This window comes from Pseudonocardia kujensis, from assembly GCF_021283305.1.
Classification (GTDB): domain Bacteria; phylum Actinomycetota; class Actinomycetes; order Mycobacteriales; family Pseudonocardiaceae; genus Pseudonocardia; species Pseudonocardia kujensis.
In genome coordinates this window covers 50,057-70,437 of the sequence record NZ_JAJSOK010000017.1, presented here as the reverse complement: position 1 = coordinate 70,437, position 20,381 = coordinate 50,057, and the positions used below count along the sequence as shown (strand labels likewise).

Sequence of the window (20,381 nt, the reverse complement as noted above, 5' to 3'; positions counted from 1 at the left end):
GGGTCTCGATGAGCTCCTCGCCCCCGGTGAACCCTTCACGGGTCAAGCTGGTCGCCGCGATCGGTGCCGCGGTCGTGGTGTTGACGGTGACCGTCCTGGTCGTCGGCCTGACGCTGATCGCTGCCCTCGGCGGCGCCCTCGGTGGGGGCTGCGGCGGGGACGGCGGGCCCGGCGGGGGCACCCGGCAGGTCGGGCCGCGGGTGTGGTCGGCCGAGCAGATGACCAACGCCCAGACCATCATCGGGCTCGCCGTCGAGCGCCGGCTGCCCAAGCGGGCCGCAGTCATCGCGGTCTCGACCGCGATCGTCGAGTCGCAGCTGCAGAATGTCCGTTACGGCCTCGACGACTCCCTCGGGCTGTTCCAGCAGCGACCCTCGATGGGCTGGGGAGGCCCGGAGCGGGTCCTCAACCCCGCCTACGCCGCGGGCGCTTTTTACGACCGGCTGCTCGCGGTGCCCGGCTGGGACATCCTGCCGCCCGGCCAGGCCGCCCAGACCGTGCAGGCCTCCGGCTACCCCGGCCGCTACGGCCCCCAGGAGCCGGCGGCCGCGGCGCTGGTCGAGCAGTTCTGGCAGGGCCCGGACAGCCCCGTCCCCGACCCTGCAGCATCCTTGTCGGGCGCCCAGGGCGGGCAGGCGCAGTTGGCGTCGCTGGCGACCACCCTGTGCCCCGACCAGGGCGCTGGTGGGCTGCCGCCGGGTGGGCCCGCGCTGGTCGATCCCGGGGAGCTCCCGCCCGGGTTCCGGCTTCCGGCCGATCCGCAGCAGCGAGCTGCGGTCTCTTACGCCCTCGCCCAGCTCGGCAAGCCCTACGTGTGGGGTGCCAAGGGCCCGGGCGCCTTCGACTGCTCCGGCCTGATGACCGCCGCGTGGGCCGCCGTCGGCGTCGCTATCCCGGCCGGCACGGTCAACCAGAAGTTCGCCGGCACCCCTGCCTCGCTCGCTCAGCTCTCCCCCGGGGATCTGGTGTTCATCCCGGGCTCGTTGGGCTCGCCCACCAACCCCCGCCACGTCGGCATGTATGCCGGGAACGGGATCATCGTGAACGCCTACGACTCCTCCCGTGGGGTCATCCTGCAGCCGGTCAGCAAGTGGGCCGACCAGGTCGTCGCGGTGCGCCACATCGCCGGCCCGGTCGGGGAGACACCGGCTGCCGGGTCCGCGGCCGCGCTGGGGGCACCCGCGTGAGCCGGTACCACTCCCCCACCGCCGACCGCGACCTGGCCCTGGCCGGTGTTGCCCTGGCCGGGCTCGGGCTGCTCGTCGGCGCGGCCGGGCTGCTCGGCATCGCGGTCGTGCTCGCGTCCGGGTTCCTCGGCGCCCCGCTGTCCTGGCCCGATGCCGGCGGTTGGTGGCCGTTGGCGTTCTCGGTGCTGGCTCATCCCGCCGACCCGGGTGCCGCGGTCGGGCCGCCGTGGGCCGAGCAGCTCATCGGGCATCCGCAGACGTACTGGTTCACCGTGGCGGTCCTCGCCGGCCTTGCGTCGACGGTTCTGGTCGCCCTGGCGATGCTGGCGTGGCGGCGCTGGGGGCCGACCGGTCCCGGTCATGCCAGCCGCCGCGAGATCCGCCGCGAGCTCTCCCTCGCCGCCGCCCGACGGACCGCGGAGTGGACCCGTCCGAGCCTGTCGAGGCTCGAGCGCAAGCGCGCCCCGCTCGACGAGGTCGGGGCGCCGCTGCACCGCGGCGCGATCGGCCCGATGTGCAGTCCGCTGACCAGTCCCACGGGCACGCTGGCCCCGACCCAGACCGGTAAGAGCCGCCGCGACCTCGTGCACAAGGCCCTCGGTGCACCCGGGGCGTTGCTGTGCTCGACGACAAAGCCTGACCTGCTGGAGTTCGTCGCGCTGGCCCGCACGCGGCGGTTCCTCGCCGGCCCGGTTTTGGTCTTCGACGCCACCGGCACCACTGCTTGGCCTGCACAGCTGCGCTGGTCCCCGATCCAGGGCTGCCACAACTACGCCACCGCCGAGCGCCGGGCGCACACGATGGTCGAAGCCTCGGCCGTGGCGGTGGAGGCCGGCGGCGGGGCCGGCGCCGGCAACGACCGCGTGTTTCGCGAACGCGCGAAGGTCGTTCTCACCGCGTATCTGCACGCGGCCGCGTTGGGAAACCGCGGGATCAGCTCGCTGATCCGGTGGGCCACCGCCAGGCCGGCCGATCGTGAGCCGGTCGGTCTACTCGAGCCCTACAACACGGACGTCGCCAAGAACCTCGCCTCCGAGATGGGCATGGTCGACCGCACCGCGGATGCAGTGTGGATGTCGGTCCGCCGCGTCATCGAGCCCCTGATGAGCCCCGCCCTGCGCGCGCTGTGCTCACCGCGCCCCGGGGAGGGCTTCGACGCGCGCAGCTTCATCGGCAACCAGGGCAGTCTGTTCCTCATCGCCGGCCGCCAGCACGCCGCCGCCGCGGTCCCGCTGCTGACCGCGCTGGCCGAGGAATGGCTCACCACCGCGACCGATTTGGCCAAGTCGTTCCCCACACGTCGACTTGAACCTCCGGCTACCGCCGTGCTCGACGAGCTCACCAACGCCACTCCCGCGCCGAGCCTGCCCGACATCGTCTCCGACTCCGCCGGCCAAGGCGTGGTCATCCATTGGGCCGCGCAGTCCCGCGCCCAGCTCGACGACGCCTTCGGTACCGCCCGCGCCCGCCTGCTCCTGGACAACACCACCACCCTCAGCCTTTGGGGTGGGCTCAAGGACACTGACGCCCTCGAGTGGGCCTCCACCCTCGGCGGGCACCACGAGCGGATCCGGCACCAGGCCCACTCCGACGGGTTCCTCTCCCCCGGCCGCGCCTCGATTGGCACCGAGACCGCCCCCACGTTCCGGCCCGGCGCCATCCGGATGCTGGAGGCGAACAAGACGCTGGTCTACCATCGGGCGCTGCGGCCGATCGTGGCCAGAACCGTCGACGTCAGCGAACGTCCGGACTGGAAGCAGCTCCGTGCCGATCAGGCTTCTGTGCGCGCGGGCGTACCTGCGGTCGACGAGCTGGGTTACAGCCTGTCGGCGGGCCATCGGCCCGGCACGCCCATCCCGTCTGACCGCTGAGCAGGTGTCATCGTGCGTAGCAGCTTGTCACGATCACCAGCCTGGATCGGCCGTAGCGCGGGCGGCGTCGGGCACTGGGCTCTTGGCTGTGGGAGTGGACGCCCGCTGACCCGGTGCCCGCGCTCACGCCGCCACGCAGAGCCGGGGCTCACCAGCACGCGGACCGTCCCCCCTTTGCAGGGGGAGCACTCTCGGGCCGCCTTCTCCGGTGTCGCTGGACCTGTCCGACGGCGGCTACGGGCTACCATGAGCCCGAGCCGACAGCGCCCCGGAGGAGGCACGATGACGACCCAGCCTGGGCCCTCGCCCTCCCCCAAACCTGCGCCGAGCGTCGACGAGATCTTCGCCAAGGCGACCCCTGTCTCCAGCATCGACGAGCTTGCCCAGGACGGGATCTTCGACGACGACGACGAACTCGACGACTTCCTCGCCGACCTCCGGCAGATGCGCCGCTCCAGCATCGCCTGACGTGCGACGGATCATCCTCGACACCGACGTCGCCTCACTCGTCATCAAGCGCCGCCTGCCCGGCACCCTCGCCCGCGAGTTGGCCACGGCAGAGCACGGCATCACCTTCGTGACCTACGGCGAGCTCATCCGCTGGTCGATCATGCGAGAGTGGGGCGCCACCCGCCGCGGCGCACTCGATGCCTGGCTGGCGGCCCGCCCCACGCTCCCGTACACCGACGACGTCGCCAGGACCTGGGGTGAGATCACTGCCTACGCCGCCCGCCGCGGGCGCCCGCGTCCCCAGAACGACAGCTGGATCGCCGCCGCCTGCCTCGCCTACGAGCTCCCACTCGCGACGCTCAACGTCAAGGACTACAGCGACTTCGCTGAGCACGAAGGCCTCGTACTCCTGGGAGCCTGACGACCGCGGCTCCCCCTGCGCCGCGGCCGAGGTCGGGCGTCGCAGCCTGGTCGCGGACGATTCAGCCACACAGCGCACTACCGCTGAGCTGTAGTCCCGCAATATCAGCAGGTGGCCGCTTCCCGCGACGATTTGATCGACATCGACGGCTACCGCGCCTCAGTCCGCGTCACCGGAACCGTCGGGCCCTGCCGTCATCTTGAGCCTGTTCCGGCGCTGGACACGACCTCCGGGAGCAGGCCAGGGACCGGCTCGGCGAGACTCTGTGCGTCGCTTACAGGAGACCCGGACTGGATGGCAGCGATCCGCGGCCGCCAGAGGCTCCCAGATCCAGCTGGCGTAGGCCAGCGGACGACGAGCGAGGGCGGCCACGGACCCGCGGATGGCCTTGGCCTCGAATCCGCGGTCCCGCAGTCGTTCGGTGAACTCCCGAAGTGTGGTCTGCTGCGCCGTTTTGTCGATGGCTGGCAAGAGGTCGACGGGTCGGTGGCTGATACACGGGCTACGCGCCCCACGACAGCCCGTCAGCTGCGGCCGGCGGTGCAGTCATTTCCTCGACGCTGGTCGCCGGCTCACTGCGCCGCGCAAGCTGGCTCCAACGCGCGGCCCCCGGGCTCGCGTCTGGTAGCTGTTCATCCGCCGTCCGGGGAATCTGCGCATCCCGGCATGACCAGCCATCTATCCGGGCTGCGTTATGACAGCAACGGGTGGCGGGGAGGGACTCTGGGTGTGCCCCGCGAGCACGGCGCCACCCCGGCCCGGCATCGACCGCACGTCCCCTGCGGCGCAATTCACGGCCGGGAAGCTCCGCGGCCGTCCCCCGCGCTGCCGGCCGGTCCTGCCACCTCACTGACCGAGGTCCGCAGCTACGCCACGGCCCGCGCCGCCAACACCTACCACCTCAGCCTCTAGCACAACCCGGACGGCCACCGAACAGTAGAGATGTCGATCAAGCCTTAACCAGGCCACGCGACGTCGGGCCCTGCTCCCGCCCAGCCTGCTCGACCGGTGAGCGAGCAGTCGGGTTCGATACTCATCAAGGCTCGAACAAACGTTCGACCAATGGTCGGAGCGGAAACGAGAACGGGACAGCCCCTGCCAGGGCTGTCCCGTGTGGTTCTCGCGTCACGCGGCCCAGCACGCCACGTCACGCCGGTGCTCCGGCGGACCGGAGCGAGTTCCCCAACCTGCCAAGAAGGGGCGCCTTACGGGGACTAGGATACCCCGCCGGTAGGGGGTGGCGCGACTCATCGGGCGACCGACACGCCGTGTCATGCACCCGATCGGGATGTAGCGGCACACGTAAACGGCGTTTATCGCTTGCTCCGGTTGCGAGTGCTCGCGGTGGCTTGGTTGCGGCGCAGCGCCAGGGTGCGCGGCTGTTCGTCGATACAAGGGTGCTGCCGTCCGGCGCACTAAACGGCGTTTACTATCGAGGACACCCGCCAGCGTGCGGCAGCTGGCGATCGCGACTCGACCCCGGAAGTTGTAATGGCCCGGCAGCGGGGGGCGTCAGGTCAGCTTTGGGGCGCCGCGAGCACTGCCTGCCGGAGGAATGGTGGTGGACCTAGCCTCGCGCCGCTGCTCTGCGAGCGCCTATTGGACGCTGTGCCTGGGCGGTGCCCGGCGTGTTTCGGCGACATGCTGGCGCCGTGACCGCCTCGCGTCCGTGCCTTGTGCTCTACTCAGGGCGTGGCGGTTAGCACGATCCGCGAGGGGCACGCGGGTCCTGCGTGCCCCGGCATCGGGCGGTCATCGGGTGGTGCGACGGGCGGTAAACGTCGTTTACTCCCGCGCCCACCCGAGGCCCGCCAGGTTGGCGATGGCGTAGTTGAAGGCGGCCCGGCCGGGTTGGTATATGGATCCCGTGTCTCGACCCTTCGGAGGAGGGGGCCCGTAGGTGTGCTCGGTTCTCAGCTCGGCACTCGGCGACGCCGACCCGGACCTTCGCGCGTCCGCACCCAGGGCAGCGAGTAAACGGCGTTTACTCCGAGGCCCTCGTGGCGGCAGGCCTCCAATCCTCTGTCCGGTGCCGAGCTCCGCTCCGGTCACGTTCGCCACGTCGGAGGCCGACTCGGGCAGGCGGCCTGACGATAGTGGTGTCGCCAGAGGCGGCAGAACGTCCCTGCACTGGGGGCGGCGCGATACCGTGCAAGTAGTCAGCGGCGATCGCGTAAACGCCGTTTACTGCTCCGCAGGTTGTGCCGGCAGCCACGGGGGGTCCGTGGTGCCCCGGGGTGCAGGCGTGAAGGCTGACCACAGGAAGGCTCACTGCGTGCGCCCAGCCCTTAGACGCTCGCCAGCGGGGCCGCTCGTACCCGAGCCCTCTAGGGCCGAGGTTGTTGGACCTGCTTGCTCTTCGGCGCGCTGCTGGCGCGCGCCAGCGGCCAGGGGGCGAGGGGGCTACCTCCGTCCGGGCGGAGTGCCGAGGTATACGGCGTTTATCGCTGCTGCCCTTGTTGCTCGGGCAGCGCCGGCCTTCGCGGCCCGTCCGAAGTCGCGTTCAGGGCAATCGCCGGAACGTTGCGCCCGGCGGGCCATGATCGATCCCGGCCAGGCTGTCACCTTGACCCGCAACCAACTCGATATGGGCAGTACCGATCGGGGCCGATAGGCAGTGCACGCCGGGCTTGTAGTTCACACACGTGCCCACGCGTTCCTGAGAAGGCAGCTAGCCCACCGCCCGCACCTAAGGAGGGCTCGTAAACGCCGTTTACAGCTTGGGCGATGGGTCCGTTGCGAGGGGTCGGCGGGCTGAGGGCAGGACTCCGCCTTCCTGCTCGAAATGGACCGTGCCGGCCGGACATCAACGCCGGCCTGGGGAACGAGGGGTCGATGCCTGGTCGGTCTGGGCGCGCTGCCCCGTCCAGCTCGGCCCGCAGCCCCTTGATTCCGTCACCTGGCGACTCCGCAGACAGTCGAGCCAAGCCCACCGGTCGCCTCAAACACCCGGAGCGAGGAGCCGCCGCCTCCACGATCGGTGACATGTTAGGACGGTGCGAGCTTTACAGCCTCACTGCCGCCCGGCCGCCGGCTTTCGGGCGCCGTGGGCCAGGGACGGTCCAAGCGGTAAACGGCGTTTACCGACCTCACCACGAGCTCAGGATGCCTCGTCGGAACGGTGACGAAGCCATAGGCGAGCAGCGAGCGGTCCAGGCCGCTCGTCTAAAATGCGCGTCCGTCGGCTGGTGCACCGCGAGGCCTCGACCGCCTTTCAGCGTGCCCGCGCCCTCCGCGGAGCCACGTCTTGCCTCTAAACCCGCGCCCGGCCCAGCGCGAGGGAAGGCGATGCCGCCCCCGGTCCAGTCGCGCGGCGGCTACGTGAACTTCTCGTCCGGGCCGGATCCGCCGATTGAGTCGGGACACGTGCCGGCGGATGAGCCGTTCGAACCGGCCGCCAGCTAAGCGACGGGAGCAGGTCGAGCTCCCGGTAAACGGCGTTTATCACTCGGGGCGAGGCGACTGCGTCTAAACGAGAGACGGACCGCGGGCCGCCCCAACGGTTGGGTGAGGCAGGAACGGGATGGCGCAGACACTGGCGACAGCCAGCGGCCCTCCCTCCGACCGAGGCGGTAGAACGACACCTTTGGGGCCGAGGCCGCGATGACCTAGTGCGGACCACGGCGTTACGGACAGAGGCGTGCCGCCAGGACCCGGAGCGGGATGACCGGGCGGGGGGTCAGGGACGGGCGGCGGCTCCCTTCTTCTTGTTGCTTCGGGATGCTCGCCCGCTGCTCGCGCGATGTCCCGGGGAAGCGATGTGGTGACCCCAGCCGAGCGCATGTCAGCGACGGTCCGCCGGGCCCGACTCGGTCCGCGCGTAAATCCCCGGCAGCCTGGACGGGATGGGCCGTAAACGGCGTTTACCTGCCAGCGGTGCCGGCAGTTCGCGACGGCCGGAGCACGCTTCAGGACTTCCCTGCTTCCCTAGGAAGGGCGGGGCGCCGACAGAGGGCTCTCCACTGGTACCAAAGGATGCCCGTCCTCCCGCTGTCGCCGATCACGCATCACGCATCACAGCGGAGGCTCATCGGTTCCTCAAGTCTGCCTCGTCAGTTCCTGTATCTGGCGCGCGCCGCCGACGATGGCCAGCACCGGGTAGGGAGCCTCCACTCGCCCCGCGCCGGTTGCTCCAGTCGCTGTCATGTGGCGCCTCGGCACGCTCTTTAGGCGCCCGATGGCGACCGCCGTAAAAGTCGTCTATCGCGGCTTTCGCGCTCACTGGACCGTCGACGTGGGCCAGCGCGCGCCGCCGAACCCCGTACTGGCTCGCGGCCGGAGTCCCGCAGTCGGGTACCCCTCCGCGCGGACGCGCGAGCTAGGGGCTGCAAATCGCCCGGAGTCCGCGCCAAGGCTCAGCCGCCACGAGGGCCAGTAAACGGCGTTTACGCATCGTCGTTCCCGCCGGCATTCAGGTTCACCGCCACCCGCTGCCAGCGACGCGAGTGGATCCTCATCCGGGGCCGTTACGCCGCTCCGGCGCGGTGCGCGGCGGCGGCGAATGCGGCGACATGCGCTGGAGATGCCCCGCGGTCGGTAGCAGCCCGGCATCAGGCGGGTAGCCGGCGCCCATAGTGACCGTGAGCGACGCGGGACCCACCATTGCCGCGCACCTGAGGGGCGGGTTCGGGCGTGGCCTTGCTCGACCGTCCGGCGGCTACCTGCCACAAGTCTCGAGCCCCCGGGTCTCCGATCTCCGGTCTCCGGTCTCCGCAGCGAGTAAACGGCGTTTATCGGCCGAACGACCGTCGGGGCGACGGTCATCTTCGTACGCCTGCCGACCCCATCGCGACAGGAGCCTCCGCGTCGTCGCCAGCCCCCGTTGCTCACCGACCGTCGAGGAAAGATGCCTTCGAAAAAGGTCGACTCGGCGACACCATGGAGGTTACTCGGGTAAGCCACGCGGCTGAGTAGGGCGCGGCACCAGGGACCAAGAGACGGCCAGGCAAGGCGCGCCCCGTCCGGGCCGAGCATCATGCTGGTCGCACCCTGGTAGGGCGGCGTGCGGACGACCCGATAAACGCAGTTTTCGGCCGACTGCCGCACCCCACGTCCAAACCCTTGTCGCAGACCCTGCTGTCCAGGTCAAAGTCCCGGTGCGCCCGGTCGCCGAGGGAGAGGTAAACGCCGTTGACCGGCTCCCACGCGGTCCGAACGGACAGGGACGGCCCTGTTCACGCCGCCGCGACTCACCGGGTGCACCTCCGCGGGATCGCGTGCCTGATCTGGCAAGATGCTGCGCGATCCGAAGTACCGCCCGCCGGGCGGGAAGCAGACGGAGGGATTCTCTCATGGCGCGCGTGCACGTCATCGCCAATCAGAAGGGCGGGGTCGGAAAGACCACCGTCACGGTCAATCTCGCGGCCGTTGTCGCCGACACGCTTGGTGGGACCACCGATTCGACGCCGGTTCTCGGCGTCTCCACCGACCCGCAAGCGTCCATGCTCGAGTGGGCACAACGGGTCGGCGAGGCTCTCCCGTTCGACTTCGACCAGTGCCACGACCGCCCGGAAGTGCTCAGTCAGCTACGACAGATCAAGCGCTACGAGCACATCTTCGTCGACACCCCTGGCAGCCTGGAAGACGAGGGGATCCTGCGTACCGTCCTTGCGCAGGCCGACGACGTCATCGTTCCACTCGAACCGGAGCCCATGTCGTTCTCGCCCGCCACACGGTCGATACAACGGCTTGTCGAACCGGCCGGCGTTCCCTGGCGGGTCCTCCTCAACAACTGGGACCCCCGCGACGGCGAAGGCGATCTCGCCCAGACTCGGGAGTTCGTGGCCGCGAAGGGCTGGCCATGCTTCAACACCGTCATCAGACATTACAAGCTGCACACGCGGGCTTCGGCGGAGGGCGTCACGGTCGTCCAGTACGCCAAGAACCGCGTGGCGCTCGAGGCTCGGCAAGACTTCTTCAAGCTCGCACTGGAGGTGCTCGGCAGCCAGAACGGGGCTCCCCGGCACGCAAGCACCGCAGAGGGGCAGGCTGCGGTAAACGGCGTTTACGCCACCACCGAGGGCTGACCCATGGGTAAACGCGTCAACTTCGCTGCGTTGGCCGAGGAAGAAGTCCCCGACTTTGCCCCCACGCCTCGGCCCAACCTCTCACCGGCACCTGCACCTGCACCTGCACCTGCACCTGCACCCGAGCCGAACACCCACGACGACAGCCAGGCTCCGCCGGCGCCGTCGCAGCTCGGCGAATCCGTACTCCCCATATCCGACATAGCGGGCAATCCCCTCAATCGTCCGGGCGCGGAAGACGAGACCGACGACGACGACTTCCGCGACCTCGTCGACACTGTCCGCACACACGGCGTCCTCCAGCCGATCCTGGTCTGCTCCAGCGACGCCTTCGCCGAGCGCTATCCGGACCACCGTCAAGCGATCGACGGCTCCAAGTGGGTCGCCCTCATCGGTAACCGCCGCCTGAAAGCGGCGACCGAAGCCGGGCTCTCCGAAGTACCGGCCGTGGTCAACGACGAGCGGATCCCCTCGATGTACGAGGTGATGCTGGTCGAGAACGGCCACAGAAAGAACTTGGCTCCGCTCGACGAGGCCCAGGCGATGGCGCGGGTGACTGAGGAGGGCGTCAGCCAGAAGGAGCTGGCTCGCCGGATTGGCCGTAGCAAGATGTATGTCAGCCAGCGGCTCGCGCTGCTCGGCCTGATCCCGGAACTTCAGGATGCCCTCCGGGTCGGGATCCTCAAGGTGGAGCTCGCTCGGCAGTTTGGAACGCTGCCCGAGGAGGAGCAGCGGGCCATCGTCGAAGCAGGTCCGCCCTATCGGCGCCCTACGGCCGCACAGCAAGCCGGGCCGCGCTCGACTCGCCGCATCTCCGCCGCCACTCCCGAGCAGGCCGCCGACTCCATCCGGAAGCTCTTCACCCCCGATGAGCTCACCGAGCTCATTCGGCTTCTCGGCGCCAGGGACTGACGTCTGTCTGGTGGGTGGCCACGCGACGCTGCTGGCCACCCACCAGACAGATCGAGCATGCTCCGGGTACAGCCGTCCGGTCCGAGTGCCGGCCCCTGCTCCGGCCCGCTCGTAGCCAGACGGTAAACGGCGTTTACGGGCGCACCGAAGCCGCGGCGATTACTCCGCCCCTCATAGGCTGCCCTGCCGAATGCGTGGAACCTGCCTCTCCGCGCTGGCCTCCCCGTCCGGGCGTGTGTCTGCTGCGTCTGGTCCCGGCCCTCTGTATCAAGCGCCAGTTCACGCCAGTCCAGTCCGCATCGTGAAATGGATCTAGCACTCGGAGTCCTGCCGGGCACAGCAGACCTACGCAACACGCGAAGAACCCGCCAAGACGCAGGTGACCGCGCCACAGCCTGGACGCGAGCCCAGGAGAGTCTAGTGAGAACTGTAGATACTGGGAGGAGCACCTTTGCGCCGAAGTGTCCGTAGCTGCTGGTCGGCGGGTTGCAGGCCGAGGACCGGGTGGCCACCCGATCGTGTTTGGACCCCCGTGGTGCGGCAGCGCAAGAACGCATCGCGGCGTCCGCGCCATTGCAGCCCTAGTAGACGCAGGGCGACGCCAACCCAGCAGCTGGTTCCCGCGCTGGACATTCGCGGTCTGCTGGCCCGTCACTTCGGCCCGGGCGCTGCGGCGTCGACCGCGGCGAACTCTGTCGCTGCGACGTCAAGTCCCGCGGCGGCTGCGGCCCCGACACGTGCGCAGCCCTCCAGTCGCTCCCTCACCGCGGCATACCCGTTCAAGCAGTTGCATTGCGTCGGGACCACCGCCGGACAACGCCAGCTCCACTGCGAACCAGCGAAGATCTTCATCGCCGCCGAGCGGCACCGTCAGAGAAAATCTGACGGTGGCCATCCCTCCTCCTGTGAGCGCCGAGCAGGCAGCCGCTGCGATCGATCGGATTACGGAGCGGCGCCGACGAGTTGACGACCCGAACGCGTGGCGGCTGTCCGAGGATCCGGCAGACGTACTTGCCTTTCTCCGCAGCTGCAGCCGCGGGATGCCCGCTTGGGTGCTCGAGGCGGACGTGCTCGACGGGCTCGAGCTGCGGCTGCGGTTGTGGTGGCTGGGCGAGGTTGCTGAGTCCTGGCTGCTCGAGCAAGCGGACCGTCTCGGCGTGCCGCCACGTCTCGTTGGTCAGCGTTTGGGGGTGAGCACCCGGCAGGGCGTACACGACCGCCGGCGAGCGGCGCGACACAAGGTCGCCCGACTGCGAGGCGAGCCCGTTAGCGAACCGGGAAGGCCTGCCGACCAGGGCAAGCGCGAACAGGAGGCCGAATGGCTCCAGAGACATCGCGCAGACCTCCTCGCCATAGCCGAAGTTGCGGTCGGACATGCTGAACTCGGCGACGAGGAAGCTGCCGAGTGGCTGATCGAAGTAGCCCGTGATCTGCGAGACGCAGTTCTCACGCCGGGGTCACTCCAACTGTTGCGCTTCGCTCTGGTCGCGCTTGCCGCCAGCCCAGAAGTCGAGCACCTCGCCGACAACCACCCCCTGAGACGGACTTTCAGCCGCTGGTCACAGCTGTTCTCGACGCATCCGGCGTCGGCAAACTAGGCCAGGCCACGTCTCTCGCCTACCGGGAAGCCACAGCGGCCGGCAGCAGCCCGGAACCCACCACCGGGCGCCGATGCCACAACGTTGAACAGCGAGGGCGCGACCAGTCACGGCGTGCTTGGCCGGTCCGGGCCCGGGCACCACAGCGGATGCAGTGGAGGGCTGGGGCTGCTCGCCCACCCGGACGGTCACGAGCCAGCCTGGCGCGCGGCTACTAGCCGCTGCGCACGGCGGTGCCAGCCGGTACGGCCCTGGAGTCACCGTGGCCGCGCTGGTCCACGGGGGCCGGTGGTGGACCTGTGGACGACGGATCTGCGAGGACGCCCTCGTGTGTACCTGGTCGGCGACCAAGCTAGTTGTCGGCGCCTGTCTGACCACCGACGGTTCCTAGGACCGAAGGTCGGATAGTGCACGGCCATCAGCGCGCCTTGGCAGCGGTCCACGTAGCCGGTGGGCGTGGCGCCGGTGGGCTACGTTGAGGCCCCGAATCGTGCGGCAATTGGCCTGGCGGCGCCGCCGACCAAATGGGGGGGCGACTGGGATCAGCGGGTCGCGGAAGGTGCCCGTCGAGCCGCCACGATCACACCTGGCGGGGTCTGATGTCCGGTTTCGGTGAGTGGGCGGCGACCGTCGTGCTCGATGTGGACGCCGACGAGCTCGACAAGGGGAGTGTCGTCGAGCTGCTCGAGGCCCTCGCGCATCGCGAGGCCACAATGTTAGACAAGGACGGTCGGCTTGCTGTGCGGCTGTCGGTACCGGCCGGCTCGCCGATCGAGGCCGTCGGCGTCGCGGTCGCTGATGTCCTGTCGGCGGCGAACGTGCGAGCGGGCCTCGACGTGGCCGTCGAGGCGGTCGAAGCCAGAGCGCCGGCGCAGACACCGCAGCGTGTTATCGCCGCTCCCACCGGGCCTCGATCACGTGGGGCGGGGCGACGGACGGGACCGTCCTCGCGGGTGGTCTCCATCGGGTCGCGGCGTGCCGATGCCGCCGAGCCAGTCCTCGACAACGAGCACGCGCGACTCAATGACCCGCGGCCCGACGACCAGCCTGACCATGCTGACCAAGTCGAGGAGCACGCGGATGACGAGCCCTCCAAGCCCGACGACGAGCTCGACGACATCCCCAGCGATGAGCCCGAGCTGCCGGAGGAGCCCAGGTCGCCACTTAGCAGTCCGCTGGCTGGTGACCCGGCAGACCTCGCCGAACTCGGAGTCGCGGCCCCAACCGGGTTCGCGCTCAAGGACGGTCAGGCCGTGGTCGCCTTCGTGGCGCGACGCTGGCGGCACGCGACGGTCGTGCGCCGGGATCGACACACTGTGCTGGTCAGATACGACTCGGACCGGATCCCACCAGGCCCACGTGAGCTGCGCGTCGACATCAGCCGGGTGCGCGTTCCCCTCAACCGCGGGTAACGCCAACGCCTGCTCGCTGGACGGCGCTGCTCAGTGCCGACCCGAGCAGTCGTGCGCGGGCATTGGCGCTGTGCAGCCGGAGCTCGATCAGCAACGGATGCGCACGCAGGCCCGTCGAGCCGTCGACGAGCAGCTCGGCGCCGGCCATCTCGGTCTGCAGCTGGGCGACGAGGTCGGCCTCGCGGACAGCTCCGGCGAGGAGAACCAGCTCGTCCTGTTGAAGGACCCACTCGTCGTCCTCTTGTCCCCGGCCGAGCGGCCTGCAAGACCCGCAGGTAACGGGTGCTCGAGCGGGATCGAGTCTCGGTGGATGACGACGGGCCGGGGGAGCGCGTGATGGCACGTGAGGTGGACCTGCGAACCGAGGACGACTACGTGTCGTTCGTGCTCCGTGCGGAGGACCTGCCGTTCGGCGCGCAGGATCGTGCGGGATCGTTGATCGACCGCGCCCTAACGGTCGCCCGCCTCACCACTGAGGTCTTCGGGGCTCAGCAGGTCGAGCCGATCGAGTTCCGTCCCGACCAGACAGCGGCGGTGGGACGACGCGGCGGCGCGAGTGTGCACCTGCAGCAGGAGCTGCGGGGCATCCCGGTGTTCATGGGCAACCAGGTCGTTCGATTCGGACGGTTCGAGGACGTGCAACGCACTCAAGGCCGACTCGCAGTAGGACCGGCGGCGGAAGCCGACGTATTCGTCGACGCGGACGTTGCGGCCGAGGCCGCCGTGCGCCACTTGGCGACCGAGCCGCTGGAGGACCCTCACCCTGACGCGTTGCCGGTCGAACTCGGGGCGTTCGTCGGCCGGATCTTAGGGCAGTTCGTCGATTTGCCGACCCGCCCCACCGTCCTGGATGCCGGGCCGCTCGACGAGCCCGTGCAGGCGAGTCTGACCTGGTTGCCTCTCGGGGGTTCGTTGCGCCTGTGTTGGGACATGACCATCGCCGTGTCGGCTCTTGAGGGCGGCTATCGGGTGCTCGTCGGAGCGGACACCCCTGACGTCTGTTATGCAGTCCAGCTCGTCCCGGGAGCCTGCACAGGGACCGTCTATCCAGTCGACCCGAGCAGTGATCGGCAAGAGGTGGAGTTCCCGCGTCCATGGACGGTGTATGGCTCCCTGGTCGACCCGAAAACGATCGACATCCAGTCCAAACCCTCGGCGTGGGTCGCCATCGATGCAACCGAGGGATACGCCGCACGGGCGAGTGTCGGCGCGAACACCCCACCCATCGCCAGTGACGGCGCCGGCGGGGTCGTGCGCTTTGCGCCGGTCGACGTTACCGGGCCCGAGCAGGCAGCGCTCAACGCGTTCTACGGGGTCTGTTCGGTGCACGACCTCCTATACCTATTGGGTTTCCGGGAGGCGGAGGGCTGTTATCAGGACGGCGCGGTGAGCGCCGCGGGTCGGCCCACCACTCGCGTGAACGTTGAGGTCCGGAAGGACCCGGTCATGGGGACCGCGCACTGGTGGGCGTTGAGCCGGGTCCCGGCGATGCGTCTGGGGCCGGACGCCGATACCGGTCGGTCGACCGCGCTCGACATGACCATCGTCGTTCATGAGTACATGCACGGCGTCACCCTGCGCTTGGTCGGCGGCGGGTCCACCGCCAATCCGTTCGTCGAGCCGCAGAGCCGCGGCATGGCAGAGGGCTGGGGCGACTATCTAGCGACGGTGGTCACCGGACGGACGGCAATGGGCGGCTGGTCCTCGGGCGAGGACCGCGGCACTCGCCGTTTCCCCTACGACGAGAACTTTCCGGTAGCCGAGGCCAACTTCGGTTCGCTGCCCGACCTACGAGGCAAACCCTACGCGATCGGCGAGATCTGGTGCGCCACCCTCCTCGCCATGCACCGGCGGATCGGCGCCCGGTTGGCCGTCGGGCTGGTGCTCGACGCGCTGCGCGACCTCCCGGTGAACCCAAGCCTAATCGACGGCCGGGACACCATCCTGCTGGCGCTGCAGGACCGACTCGACGACGGAGCGATCGACGGGCCTGCGGCGGCCGAGGCCCGCGCCGGGATCTGGGCCGCCTTCGCCGCGTTCGGTATGGGCCTCGCGGCGTCGTCCCAAGGCCCCACGCTGGCGGGCATCGTCACCGATGCCACGGTTCCCCCGCCCTGACCTCCCTGCTCACAGGCTGCTGGGCGCATCGGCTCAACCAGGCCAGGGAGAGCAGCGGATGGGACACGTCCGCGGCGCTCATCGCCAGTGCCGCGGCTGTGCCAAGGAACCCGACCCACAGGTCCGGGGTGATGAGAGAGGGCTCCTCCGCCCCCCAGACGGTGCCCTCCGGCGTCCGTTGCTGCAGCACCCGCAGGACGGCCACGGCATCCGCGACCCGCTTGCCTGCCTGGTCACCGTGGGTCGGCGATGCACGCGCAATCCGGTAGACCTCGAGTGCTCCCGCCGTGCCGTGGCAGAGGGTCGGATCGTGGAGCAGGGGCGGTGGTCCGAGAACCGCCTCGACGGCCTGCTCGCGGACCTCGGCCAGAGTGTCGGATCCTCCGAACGCCTGCTCCAGGCACCACACGACACCGGCCAGACCGTGACACCAGGCCAGCGCCGGGAATGTCCGACCGCCCGCGGAGGAGGGGACGATGTTGTCCCCCTCGGGTGTGCGAGCGTGCCAATGGATGCCCTCGAAGGTCTCGACGGCGAGGCTCATCGACTCGGCCGCGCCGGTCATCGCGCCCCACTCCGCCAGCGCCAGCGCGATCCCCGCCGACCCGTGCGCAGCTCCGTGGTAGACCGCGCGGGAGGTGTCGAAGTCCGGACTCGCGGGCCATCCGGGCGCAGCACCGGCGCGGCAGGCGGTGTGGAGGCGGCCGACCTGGCCGGATACCAGATCCAGTGGCCAAGCCTCCCCGGATACGGCGGCGACCAGGCAACCCGCCCGGACAATGCCGGCGGCGCCGGAGAAGAGATCGTAGTCCGCTACGGCATGCATGCTTGCCATACCCAGCCGTACACGAGCGGCGTCGATCAACTCGGGCCGGTCGTGGCGGCGTCCGGCCACGGCCAGGGCCACAGCTACGCCCGCGTTACCCGTGAACAGCCCGTGAGCGCGCTCGTAGGGCGGTTCGGCTGCAAGCCATTCGGCCGCGTCCAGCACGTCCGCGGAGAAGTCGATGCGGCCCATCGCCTCGTCGATCGACGTGAGCGCCAGCACAATCCCGGCGGTGCCCAGGTTAATCGCCTGCGGCTCGAACCCCTTGTAAAGGTGCATTGTGCGCCAGCGCCGACCACGACGGCCCGCCGTCGCGAAGGACCGCGCTGCGTGTCCGGCGGCGACCGCCGCACGACGACTCCACCGCAGCTCGCCGGGCACCTCTCTGGTTGTCGGCGCGGCCCAGGCAGCCGCCGCCTGGTCAGAGAGGATCGGTAGCATGGCGTCCAGGATCATCGCGGCCTTCCCGGCGCTGGGCCGGGTCGGCTCGTCGGAGAGCCGTGTGACGAGGTCGGCCGCCGCGTCCTGCCCAGCACGGCGCAACAGTCCGATCCTCCGCCCTTGGCCGGTCGGTAGCCGTCCGGGACAGCAACGGAGCGCGACATAGGTGAGGCAGGATCCCAGCGCGTGGACGTCGTCACCGAGCTCCACGGTCCGGTCTCCAGCCCCCGAAGGTAGGTAGCCAGGGGTGCCCCCGGCGATCGGGGTCTGCTCATCGACGTGCGCCGCCAGCTCGAAGTCGACGAGGTGAACAGACGTCCCGTCGACCAGGACATTGCGCGGGCTCACGTCCCGGTGGACGATGCCGGCTTCGTGGATCCCGCTAAGGAGCCGCGCAAGCGGCGGAAGCGCACGAAAGCCATCCGACGCGGGCAACGACTCCACCGTCTGGCCGCCTACGTCGCCGGTGACCAGGATGTGCGCGGCGGCGTCGTAGGCCAGTACGGGGGGACAGCCGTCGACGTCCCTCAGCTCGGTCAGCATGCGGTACTCGTTGTCCAATCGGCTGACGGCGTCATGCCCCCGGGTATCCACTCGCATGCCCGCCACGGCCTGTCGGACCACAACCAGTCGGACATCGTGTACCGCCAACGCCGCCACAACCGAGCTATCGACTCGCGTGGACAATGCCTTCAGCGGGAGGTATCGGCGCCCATCGACGACGATTGGCCCGGGCGGCGGTGGCGTCGGCACCGACACCGGAACCGGTGGTTCGGGAGCCCAGGCGGGGGCTGCGGCACGCACGCGTGAGTCGGGCACCACCACGCCGTTCGGGCCGAGTAGGCCAGCGGACAACCGCCCGAGCGCATCAACGATGATGGGGGCGTGATCAAAAGGGCCGTAGCGGATCCAGAGTCCCTCGCCCGCTCGGAGGTCCGACGGCACCTCGGGTGCGGTGGCGGGCCTCCAGATCTCTTGCAGCTGGTCGACCACCGCTCGGAGCTCGCCGCCCGACACCGGGTAGACCGTGATGACCTTGCCAACCTGTGAGCTGCCCGCCTTGCCGGAGTTGAGCTCGATCACGCCACCGATCCGGTCGGGCACCTTGAACGCGACTGCGGACCGAATCAACTCCGGGGCCACGTCTATGAGTAGTAAGTGCGCGAGGTGTGTAGGCGCCGAAACGTGCAGCTTCCATCCTTGAGCAGGCAGGACGACGTCGGATCGCTGAAAACCGATCCACGACCACTGTCCAACAGGCGTGCGTGTAATAGCCCATTCTGAGCCCAAGGACGCCGTCAGCGTGTCGAGTGCCTCGGCGTACTTAGAATGGGCCAGCGGAAGCGTCATGGCTTGTCGTCCATTGGTCCGCTGTGGAATCCGATCCAGCTCAGGGCGTCGTCCGGCCAGGCGAAGGAGCTCACATCCCCGTCGTCTCGCAGCATTATTTGGATCTCGTCGCCGATTCGTCGCGCCCCTGCACCCGGGGCTATGAGGCCAACTGCCTTGTATAGGCCCGCGGGCCAAGGCAGGCGCACGCGTCCGTCGTGCGGGCGTGCCCAGCACAGCTCCCGGCCTAGAACTGCGACTGCCTCCGCCACCCGCCCGCTGGCGACGGCTCGCCGAGCGTCCGAGGTGCGTAGCCGATTCACGGTCGGATCGAGCCGGCGCACGGCGAGTCGGTGGGACCAAGCGGCCTCGAGCACGGCGGCGAAATCTCCTCGGCTCCCAACCCCGAGAGTCTGCCGGGCCCCGAGCACCAGTTCGTCAATCGGGAACCGGGCACGGAGCTCACCGAGCATCTCGGCGGCGCCACTACGGGCGCTCTCGGCCTCGGTGAGGGCGACAGTGGCCCGAACAGCGACACCACAGCCGCGTTGAATCCGCATGCGGGCCGCCACATCGTCCAATGGTGGTCGCGCCCGGAACCCGAAGACGTGGGCGGCGGGCGCGGGATCGAGGGTGAGCACGACGACCCCCCGCCCGGTCCGCGCCGCGGCTGCCACCTCGTTTCGAAACAAGGCCTGGTGGGTGGTAGAGATCGGGTCCCACTGACCGATCAGTGCGACGTTGGCCCGAGGGATATCGCCCTGCGCAGAGATCTCCACCGGTCGCGACGCCTCTAGACCTAAGGGATGATGGGAGGCAGGGTGACCTCAGTGATTACGCAGCCGTCGGTCGCTACGCAACTCAGGACGCTGCACCCGAACTCGTGCCCACCGATCCCCAGCTCGGTGACAAATTCCCGCTGCAGGTCTGCGTTCACGCCGCGTTCACCGAGGAAGCCCGCGGGGTTATCGGAGAAGCTCTCGAGGAGTTCTGGAGCGTTCTTAAACTCGTCCTGCAGCTGCTTTACAAACTCGCGGAACGCATCCAGGTCGGGCACCATCACCCCCCGCTTAACGGTGAGTGAGAACTTCTGGTCGTTCGAGCTGGTCATAGCCGCACTTCCCCTCCATCGACCCGAATGGCCGTCTCTTCAGCGAACGTTCCGTCGTGTCGGTACTCGGCCGAGCAGACCAGTCCGTTACCGAGGCTGTGAACCTCAGGCTTCTGACCTGCGCAGATGAGCCGGCGCACCTCCCATGATCAGGGCCCGAGTGCCCGGGAGAATGACACTGCGGAACGTCCGGCATCAAGATCGTCGAGTGACCGCTGATCGGAGCGACGACTCCGAACCGCAACGGCCGGGGCTCGCGTGATGACATGACGGTCATGGTGGTGATCCTTCCTACGGTTCCCGCCGCCGACTCTCACCTCCTCCAACCAACGTCCCCAAGAAGCGCTGCCAAGCAACGCTGGGGGCCCCGATCCGATTCGGCTCCGCAAGACTGGCATCGACGACTGATCGGCATCCGGCCCTCACAGAGCGCGCACGCCGATCATGAGATCGGCGACCTGGCTGCCACCCCCCACCAACCCGCCATCCACCGGCCGAGAACTGTGTCCTGTCTCAGCGGAAGTAGGCGGGCCCGGCGGTTCTGCGTAGGTGGTCCCGCGTCTCAGGTAAGTGGGCGGCCTGGGCTCGAAGTGGATCTGGCCCCGGCTGCCAAGATCGCCCCCTACTCGAACGGGGGCCCGCTCGGAAGCTCCTCGGCCACCCGGAAGATCAGCGTTTC

General features: G+C 69.3%; 13 protein-coding genes. 9 read left to right on the top strand and 4 right to left on the bottom strand.

Features of this window, described 5'->3' with window-relative positions; translation table 11 throughout:
* The first annotated feature begins 8 nt into the window (after nt 1–8).
* The 8 genes from LWC35_RS14590 to LWC35_RS14555 all read left to right on the top strand — a co-directional run bounded on the left by LWC35_RS14590 (nt 9) and on the right by LWC35_RS14555 (nt 13,877).
* A complete protein-coding gene (locus tag LWC35_RS14590) occupies nt 9–1,187 on the top strand; it encodes a C40 family peptidase (protein WP_232870653.1) in 1,179 nt (392 codons plus the stop codon).
* Nucleotides 1,184–3,058 carry a type IV secretory system conjugative DNA transfer family protein gene (locus LWC35_RS14585; protein ID WP_232870652.1) on the top strand — a complete coding sequence of 625 codons (1,875 nt, stop codon included), beginning with the start codon at nt 1,184–1,186 and terminating at the stop codon, nt 3,056–3,058. Before LWC35_RS14590 ends, LWC35_RS14585 begins: the two co-directional genes overlap by 4 nt.
* 282 nt (nt 3,059–3,340) lie before the next feature.
* On the top strand, nt 3,341–3,526 hold the full coding sequence (locus LWC35_RS14580; protein ID WP_232870651.1) for a hypothetical protein: 186 nt from the start codon (nt 3,341–3,343) through the stop codon (nt 3,524–3,526).
* Nucleotide 3,527: 1 nt separating this feature from the next.
* The gene (locus tag LWC35_RS14575; RefSeq protein ID WP_232870650.1) at nt 3,528–3,929 is read left to right on the top strand and encodes a type II toxin-antitoxin system VapC family toxin; all 402 of its coding nucleotides are present in this window, start codon (nt 3,528–3,530) and stop codon (nt 3,927–3,929) included.
* A gap of 5,291 nt (nt 3,930–9,220) precedes the next feature.
* Nucleotides 9,221–9,955, top strand: a complete 735-nt coding sequence (locus LWC35_RS14570; RefSeq protein WP_232870649.1) for a ParA family protein — start codon at nt 9,221–9,223, stop codon at nt 9,953–9,955.
* A 3-nt stretch (nt 9,956–9,958) separates the two neighbouring features.
* Entirely contained in the window at nt 9,959–10,867 is a 909-nt protein-coding gene (locus tag LWC35_RS14565; RefSeq protein ID WP_232870648.1) for a ParB/RepB/Spo0J family partition protein, read from the top strand.
* 905 nt (nt 10,868–11,772) lie between these two features.
* The gene (locus tag LWC35_RS14560) at nt 11,773–12,465 is read left to right on the top strand and encodes a hypothetical protein (RefSeq protein WP_232870647.1); all 693 of its coding nucleotides are present in this window, start codon (nt 11,773–11,775) and stop codon (nt 12,463–12,465) included.
* 599 nt (nt 12,466–13,064) lie between these two features.
* Nucleotides 13,065–13,877 (top strand): hypothetical protein, encoded by an 813-nt coding sequence (locus tag LWC35_RS14555; RefSeq protein ID WP_232870646.1) that lies wholly within the window; start codon nt 13,065–13,067, stop codon nt 13,875–13,877.
* Here LWC35_RS14555 and LWC35_RS14550 read toward each other — a convergent pair.
* The gene (locus tag LWC35_RS14550) at nt 13,864–14,025 is read right to left on the bottom strand and encodes a hypothetical protein (RefSeq protein ID WP_232870645.1); all 162 of its coding nucleotides are present in this window, start codon (nt 14,023–14,025) and stop codon (nt 13,864–13,866) included. The genes LWC35_RS14555 and LWC35_RS14550 overlap by 14 nt on opposite strands.
* Before the next feature lie 134 nt (nt 14,026–14,159).
* On the opposite strand from LWC35_RS14550, the gene LWC35_RS40265 reads away from it, so the two are divergent.
* On the top strand, nt 14,160–15,995 hold the full coding sequence (locus tag LWC35_RS40265) for a M36 family metallopeptidase (RefSeq protein WP_232870644.1): 1,836 nt from the start codon (nt 14,160–14,162) through the stop codon (nt 15,993–15,995).
* Here the strand turns inward: LWC35_RS40265 and LWC35_RS14540 are convergent.
* The 3 genes from LWC35_RS14540 to LWC35_RS14535 are packed head-to-tail and all read right to left on the bottom strand — an operon-like array spanning nt 15,967 to nt 19,702.
* A complete protein-coding gene (locus tag LWC35_RS14540; RefSeq protein ID WP_232870643.1) occupies nt 15,967–18,612 on the bottom strand; it encodes a class III lanthionine synthetase LanKC N-terminal domain-containing protein in 2,646 nt (881 codons plus the stop codon). The two genes, LWC35_RS40265 and LWC35_RS14540, sit on opposite strands and share 29 nt — an antisense overlap.
* The gene (locus LWC35_RS40945) at nt 18,609–19,370 is read right to left on the bottom strand and encodes a nucleotidyl transferase family protein (RefSeq protein WP_372463047.1); all 762 of its coding nucleotides are present in this window, start codon (nt 19,368–19,370) and stop codon (nt 18,609–18,611) included. The genes LWC35_RS14540 and LWC35_RS40945 overlap by 4 nt, the downstream gene beginning before the upstream one ends.
* A 20-nt stretch (nt 19,371–19,390) precedes the next feature.
* Nucleotides 19,391–19,702 carry a hypothetical protein gene (locus LWC35_RS14535; protein ID WP_232870642.1) on the bottom strand — a complete coding sequence of 104 codons (312 nt, stop codon included), beginning with the start codon at nt 19,700–19,702 and terminating at the stop codon, nt 19,391–19,393.
* Nucleotides 19,703–20,381: the final 679 nt, after the last annotated feature.

Bases quoted from the DNA above. Each gene is read 5' to 3' on its own strand.
- LWC35_RS14590 (WP_232870653.1), top strand. From the start codon at position 9: ATGAGCTCCTCGCCCCCGGTGAACCCTTCACGGGTCAAGCTGGTCGCC.
- LWC35_RS14580 (WP_232870651.1), top strand. From the start codon at position 3,341: ATGACGACCCAGCCTGGGCCCTCGCCCTCCCCCAAACCTGCGCCGAGC.
- LWC35_RS14570 (WP_232870649.1), top strand. From the start codon at position 9,221: ATGGCGCGCGTGCACGTCATCGCCAATCAGAAGGGCGGGGTCGGAAAG.
- LWC35_RS14565 (WP_232870648.1), top strand. From the start codon at position 9,959: ATGGGTAAACGCGTCAACTTCGCTGCGTTGGCCGAGGAAGAAGTCCCC.
- LWC35_RS14555 (WP_232870646.1), top strand. From the start codon at position 13,065: ATGTCCGGTTTCGGTGAGTGGGCGGCGACCGTCGTGCTCGATGTGGAC.
- LWC35_RS14550 (WP_232870645.1), bottom strand. From the start codon at position 14,025: ATGGCCGGCGCCGAGCTGCTCGTCGACGGCTCGACGGGCCTGCGTGCG.
- LWC35_RS14540 (WP_232870643.1), bottom strand. From the start codon at position 18,612: ATGACGCTTCCGCTGGCCCATTCTAAGTACGCCGAGGCACTCGACACG.
- LWC35_RS14535 (WP_232870642.1), bottom strand. From the start codon at position 19,702: ATGACCAGCTCGAACGACCAGAAGTTCTCACTCACCGTTAAGCGGGGG.